Raw genomic sequence first — 5,251 nt, forward strand, 5'->3', positions numbered from 1 at the left:
TCGTCCATCGGTTGCACCGGAGTACATTCTGCGGGCGCTTTTGTTGCAGGTGTTCTACTCGGTGCGTTCGGAACGGCTGCTGGTCGAGCAGATCGACTACAACCCGCTGTTTCGCTGGTTTGTGGGCCTTGGCATGGACGACGCGGTGTGGAACCACGCTGTGTTTTCCAAGAACCGCGACCGGCTGCTGACCTCTGATGTAGCGCAGCGATTCTTTGCGGAAGTGAACAAGCAGGCCAAGCGGTTCATGAGCGATGAACACTTCACGGTGGACGGAACGCTGATTCAGGCGTGGGCCTCGCAGAAGAGCTTTCGCTCGAAAGACGGATCCGATGACGGCGATGGGACGAACTTCCATGGCCAGAACCGCTCCAACAAGACGCATGAGTCGACCACCGATGCCGACGCGCGGCTGTACAAAAAGAGTTACGGCAAGGAATCGAAGTTGAGTTATCTGGGGCACGCGCTGGTGGAGAACCGCAACGGGTTGATTGCCGCTGCGATGGTGACGCACGCGGATGGATACGCCGAGCGCGACGCCGCGCTGCTGATGCTTCAGCAGAAGCAACAAGGCCGCTCGCGGCGCATCACCGTGGGCGCCGACAAGGCTTACGACACGGAGGATTTCGTCAGCACGGTGCGGGAGTTGAACGTGACGCCACATGTTACGAAGAACGACAACGGCCGCCGCAGTAACCTGGATCGCAGGACTACGCGCCAACCCGGATACGCCATCAGCCTGAGCCGGCGATGGCTTGTGGAGAAGGGCTTTGGCTGGCTGAAGCAAACCGGGCCGCTGCGCCAGGTGAAGTTGCGCGGTCTGGAGAAAGTGGACTGGCTGTTCGTCTTCAGCTGCGCGGCGCACAACCTGATCCGGCTGCCGCGACTGATGGCTCAACCACCGAAAACGTTCCGGGAGCAGTGTGCCTGAACAACGGTTGCGAGCCTCGGGCATGATTCCATGAGGCTCGCAAACATCCATAAACACCCCAAAGAACTCTACTTCAAACAGATTTCGAACAGGAAGAAATGAAAATCGCCAGGAAACACGCCGCAATCAGCCAAATTTCAACGAGTTCCTAGACGATCAACTCGGCGGCGGATGGCGTGCTCTGCAACTGGCCCTTAAGCTAATCTTCTGAACCGTCGGTTAGCGACTGGGGCGGTCCATTGTCGATAGAAGGATATTGTGCTTCACTAAGCAGCCCGGCCGCCGGATTCCGGCAAGCGCTCAGGTCTTTCAACTCTTCTCCCTGCAACCGCACCGCAGCAAGAGTTTCAAGCTCTCCACCGATCCCTTCTTCGTCGAAAAGGTGCGCGATGTGGTCGGCCTCTACCTCAACCCGCCCGACCACGCCGTGGTCCTGTCGGTCGATGAGAAGTCGCAGATTCAGGCGTTGAATCGCACCCAGCCGGTCTTGCCCATGGGGCTCGGATATGTCGAAGGAGTCACCCACGACTATGTCCGGCATGGCACAACAACCTTATTTGCCGCACTCGACATCGCTACCGGAACCGTGCTGACCGAGTGCAAACCACGCCACCGGCATCAGGAGTTTCTCGGTTTCATCGAACGCATCGATGAGGCAGTCCCGGCAGAACTCGATGTCCATCTGATCGTCGACAACTACTCCACCCACAAGCACGCCAAGGTACGCCTATGGCTGGCCGCGCGGCCCCGATTTCATGTCCACTACACGCCAACGTATTCTTCCTGGCTCAATCAGGTCGAACGTTGGTTCGGACTCATCACCCAACAGGCTATCCGCCGAGGCTCTTTCAAAAGCGTCAAGGATCTCATTGCAAAAATCAACCGCTTCACCCAACACTACAACCAGAATTGCCGCCCCTTCGCATGGACAGCCACCGCAGATTCCATCTTCCGAAAACTCGCCAAACTATGCAATCGTATTTCTGGGACTATACAGCTAGGGAGTCTCTTCATAAGTCAGCGGTCGCGCTGTATATGAATAAACTGGAAGCATGAAACGAAGGGCGCGTTTTCAGCGTACGTTGGCATCGCAGGCGAGCTTCCAGAAGCATGGCCGTAAGAGCAAGCGGGAGGTTTTCCTGGACCAGATGGAGCAGGTGGTCCGTGGAGCGAGTTGTCGGCGCTGATTGAGGCCCATTACCCGAAGGCGGGCAACACCAGTGCGCGGCAAGCAGGCCGCACTCGGTCGCCGCCGCCCACCCCATCAGCTCCAGCGCTCCCATGTTTGCCGCAAGAAAGCTAATGCCTGCTATCCAGGCAGGCATCTCACGGCCGACAAGAAAGAAATCCTCACTGGTGCGTCCTGCGCTTCAGAAGAAATCCAACGCCCAGCACGGACACGAAGTAGGTGAGGATAACAACCACGTCCTGCAAGTGTAGTGTAGATAAGACCTTATGCCAGCATCACCAGAGGCATCAGGCATATACCGCCTCTGGATTCGTCTTTTCTCGTGTGGAATAGAGGACAGGATTCAGTGGAGATGCGATAACATCCCCAATATTTATCCCCGGGCACCACCTCTCAATGTCCAGCTTCTGATTCTTATTTTTCGGCGGCACCAACCGCATATCTTCGTCCATGTATATGACCGTCATCACTTCTCGGGGACGATCGGAGGCGTTGACCCCGGCGCGATGGAAAGTCCATCCAGCGTGAAAGGAGATGTCCCCTAGATCAAAACCGCTATCTTCTGTCCGGAAGTTTTGCAACGCCTCCTTGAGCGTCGTTTCGCTCTCTTTGCTGATCTCGAGGTCCCGACCGATCTGGAAACGGTGGCTCTTCTCGCAGAACGCGAGCGGCCCCATTTCCTGCGGCGTGTTCTGAAGCGGCACCCACGCAGTGATCGTTTTATCGCTCGATACGGGCCAGTAGTACTGATCTGCGTGCCAGGGTGTAATTCCGCCGCCGGCCTCTTTGTACAGCGCCTGATCGTGGTAGATCCGGACACCCGTAACGCCCATCAGTTCAGCTGCGATACGAGCAAGCCGCTTTCCGAAGACGAATTCCCTGACCGCCTCAGACTTTGTCCACAGATTCATGATCTGTAGGAACGCCTGTCCATAGGTGTCCCGCTCGTTCATCGGTGCCACATCAACGGAAAGCTCCGCTACACGTCCGCTGATAGCGACGCGGTAGTGCTCTAAAAGCGATGGCAGAAGCACGTGCTTCAATTTGACGTAGCCATTCTCGACATAAAATGCGATCTGCTCTTTTGAAAGATTGAACGGGGCATCGAGCTGCTGACGCAGTTCGCTTATTTCAATCGAAGTGGAGTTCATCGGTGGAATCCTCGGCATGCTGAAACGTTTCAGCATAAGCCTCTCTCTTTCTTTGCCTCTCTGTCAAGTCTTTATCTGTACCCGGCTATACTCTGGGTGAGTGAAAAGTCCACACACCAATTTCGACAAGCCGAAAAAAGCTAGCTCCTCTCCGAGGAGGAAACCAGAGCCTGAGCCAGCGGGAAGGCCGAGGATTCACGATGTTGCCGCCCTGGCGGGTGTATCCGTGGGTACCATATCGGCAGTTCTGAACGGCAACGGGCGCGTCAGCAATACCACTCGAAGCCATGTGCAGGCAGTTATATCTGAACTCGGATACCACCCGGATTTTTTCGCCAGCAACCTCGCGCGCAGACATACGCAGGTGCTCGGAGTGGTCGTGTCAAATCTGCAGAATCCGTTCTTTGCTGAAACTGCTCAGGCAATTGAGGACGAAGCTGCGCGCTATGGATATCAGATCTCGCTCATGGCGACAAACTTCTCTCCAGAGCATCATCGAGCCGCGGTGAAACAACTGCTCGGCGCCCGCATCTCAGGGATTGCCATCATGACATCCGAGTATGACGCCGTTGCCCGCCAACTCATTCTTGCGAGCGGCGTTCCGTCTGTCTCTCTGGATGTAGGCAAGCTTGCGAAGCACTCCTCCATTATCCGAGTCGATTCCCGTGGAGGAATGCGGACGGTGGTGGAGCATTTGATCGAGTTGGGGCACCGCGATCTGCTCTTCGTGCGTAATTCGTACAAGAAAGATGGACAGAGGCTTTTCTCACACAAGTTGCGCGATGAAGGTTTCGCAGCGGCTGTACGCGCTTGCCGCGTCGGGCGGTTGAAAACAAATATGGTGGATATTTCCGGCCCAGGAGCCGATGCGGGGGAACGTGCTATTGCGAGTGTGTTTGGCAAGATTCATTTCAGCGCTGTGATCGCAGTTACCGATATGGTAGCGATGGGGGTTTATCGTGGACTGCAGGCTCGCGGGATTCGCATTCCTGAAGACATCTCTGTCGTCGGCTTCGATAATACCTATTTTTCCCGTTTTCTCAATCCGCCGCTTACGACTATTGACATCCCGCGCTGCGACCTAAGCAAAATGACCGTCGAAGCCCTGCTACGGCCAGGCGCAAAATCCAAAAAGTCTCTCAAGCTAGCGACACGATTGGTCGTGCGCGAATCAACCGCACCCCCGCATCCAAAGGCGTAAATGAGAGGCCTCACTACGGCAACGAAAACCCATACCTAAAATGCTGGATTAGTGAATTGAATGCTCCGAGCCATTACAGATCACATGAGGAAGGTTACGGTGCGACTCCGATTAGTAACGCACCGAAGTGCCGCCATGATCGTTCGATTCATAGGCTGCTTCAACAACCGCCATGGTTTTGTAAGCGTCGTCGACAGATGTGGGTAAGACCGGACTCACTCCCGTGGAAAAATCAATAAGGCTCTGCATGCTGGACACAAAAGCATCTGGAAACCACGACCCAGCTAGCGGAAGGTGTTGCCATTGCTCTCCTTCATCCTCGAGCGTTTTTGCGATCAAGAAAGTATCGGGCCGCCCTTTCGGATTGTCCATCAACGCACCAAGTTGAACCTTGATTGCGCCGCAAGTTCCTTCCCATTTCACATAGCTCTCCTGCTCTTGAGGGCCGAAATTGTGACCGTGGTTTGTGGTTATGGTGGCACGAAGCGAATCGCCATAATCAAGAATGATCGCGGAGCGGGTTGAGGCCAGCTTTGGGCTATGTGGATGCTTCAGTGTGCGCGCATAAACACCCTTTGGGTTGCCAAGGAATGATCGGAGCAGATCGATGTAATGCACGGAATGGTGGACAATCTCAACACGAGGCGCATCTTCGAGAAAGGTCCACAGGTGCCATGGTGTATAGACCGTAACGCGAACCTCAAGATCGTGCAGGTCTCCAATGGTGCCCGCAGTCAGGATCTTTCTCACCTTTGCGATTGCCGGCGCAAAGCGCAACT

General features: G+C 55.3%; 4 protein-coding genes and 1 pseudogene. 3 read left to right on the plus strand and 2 right to left on the minus strand.

Going from position 1 to position 5,251, the window contains the following annotated elements; translation table 11 throughout:
- Both VMU57_RS22105 and VMU57_RS22110 read left to right on the plus strand, forming a co-directional pair.
- Positions 1–931, plus strand: a 931-nt coding sequence (locus tag VMU57_RS22105; protein WP_325387394.1) for an IS5 family transposase, incomplete at its 5' end; no start/stop codon positions are given.
- A gap of 307 nt (positions 932–1,238) precedes the next feature.
- Positions 1,239–1,970 (plus strand): annotated as a pseudogene (locus tag VMU57_RS22110) (IS630 family transposase); the annotation flags it as partial.
- A 437-nt stretch (positions 1,971–2,407) separates the two neighbouring features.
- On the opposite strand, the gene VMU57_RS22115 reads toward VMU57_RS22110, so the two are convergent.
- Complete coding sequence (locus tag VMU57_RS22115; RefSeq protein WP_325387396.1) at positions 2,408–3,307, minus strand: phytanoyl-CoA dioxygenase family protein; 900 nt, start codon at positions 3,305–3,307, stop codon at positions 2,408–2,410.
- A gap of 64 nt (positions 3,308–3,371) precedes the next feature.
- On the opposite strand from VMU57_RS22115, the gene VMU57_RS22120 reads away from it, so the two are divergent.
- Positions 3,372–4,472: a LacI family DNA-binding transcriptional regulator gene (locus VMU57_RS22120; protein ID WP_325387398.1), complete on the plus strand. Its 1,101-nt coding sequence runs from the start codon at positions 3,372–3,374 to the stop codon at positions 4,470–4,472.
- A gap of 111 nt (positions 4,473–4,583) precedes the next feature.
- On the opposite strand, the gene VMU57_RS22125 is transcribed toward VMU57_RS22120, so the two are convergent.
- The coding region (locus VMU57_RS22125; RefSeq protein WP_325387399.1) for a Gfo/Idh/MocA family protein at positions 4,584–5,251 on the minus strand (668 nt) is incomplete at its 5' end.

Origin of the sequence: Edaphobacter sp. (assembly GCF_035532915.1) — a bacterium.
Lineage (GTDB): Bacteria > Acidobacteriota > Terriglobia > Terriglobales > Acidobacteriaceae > Edaphobacter.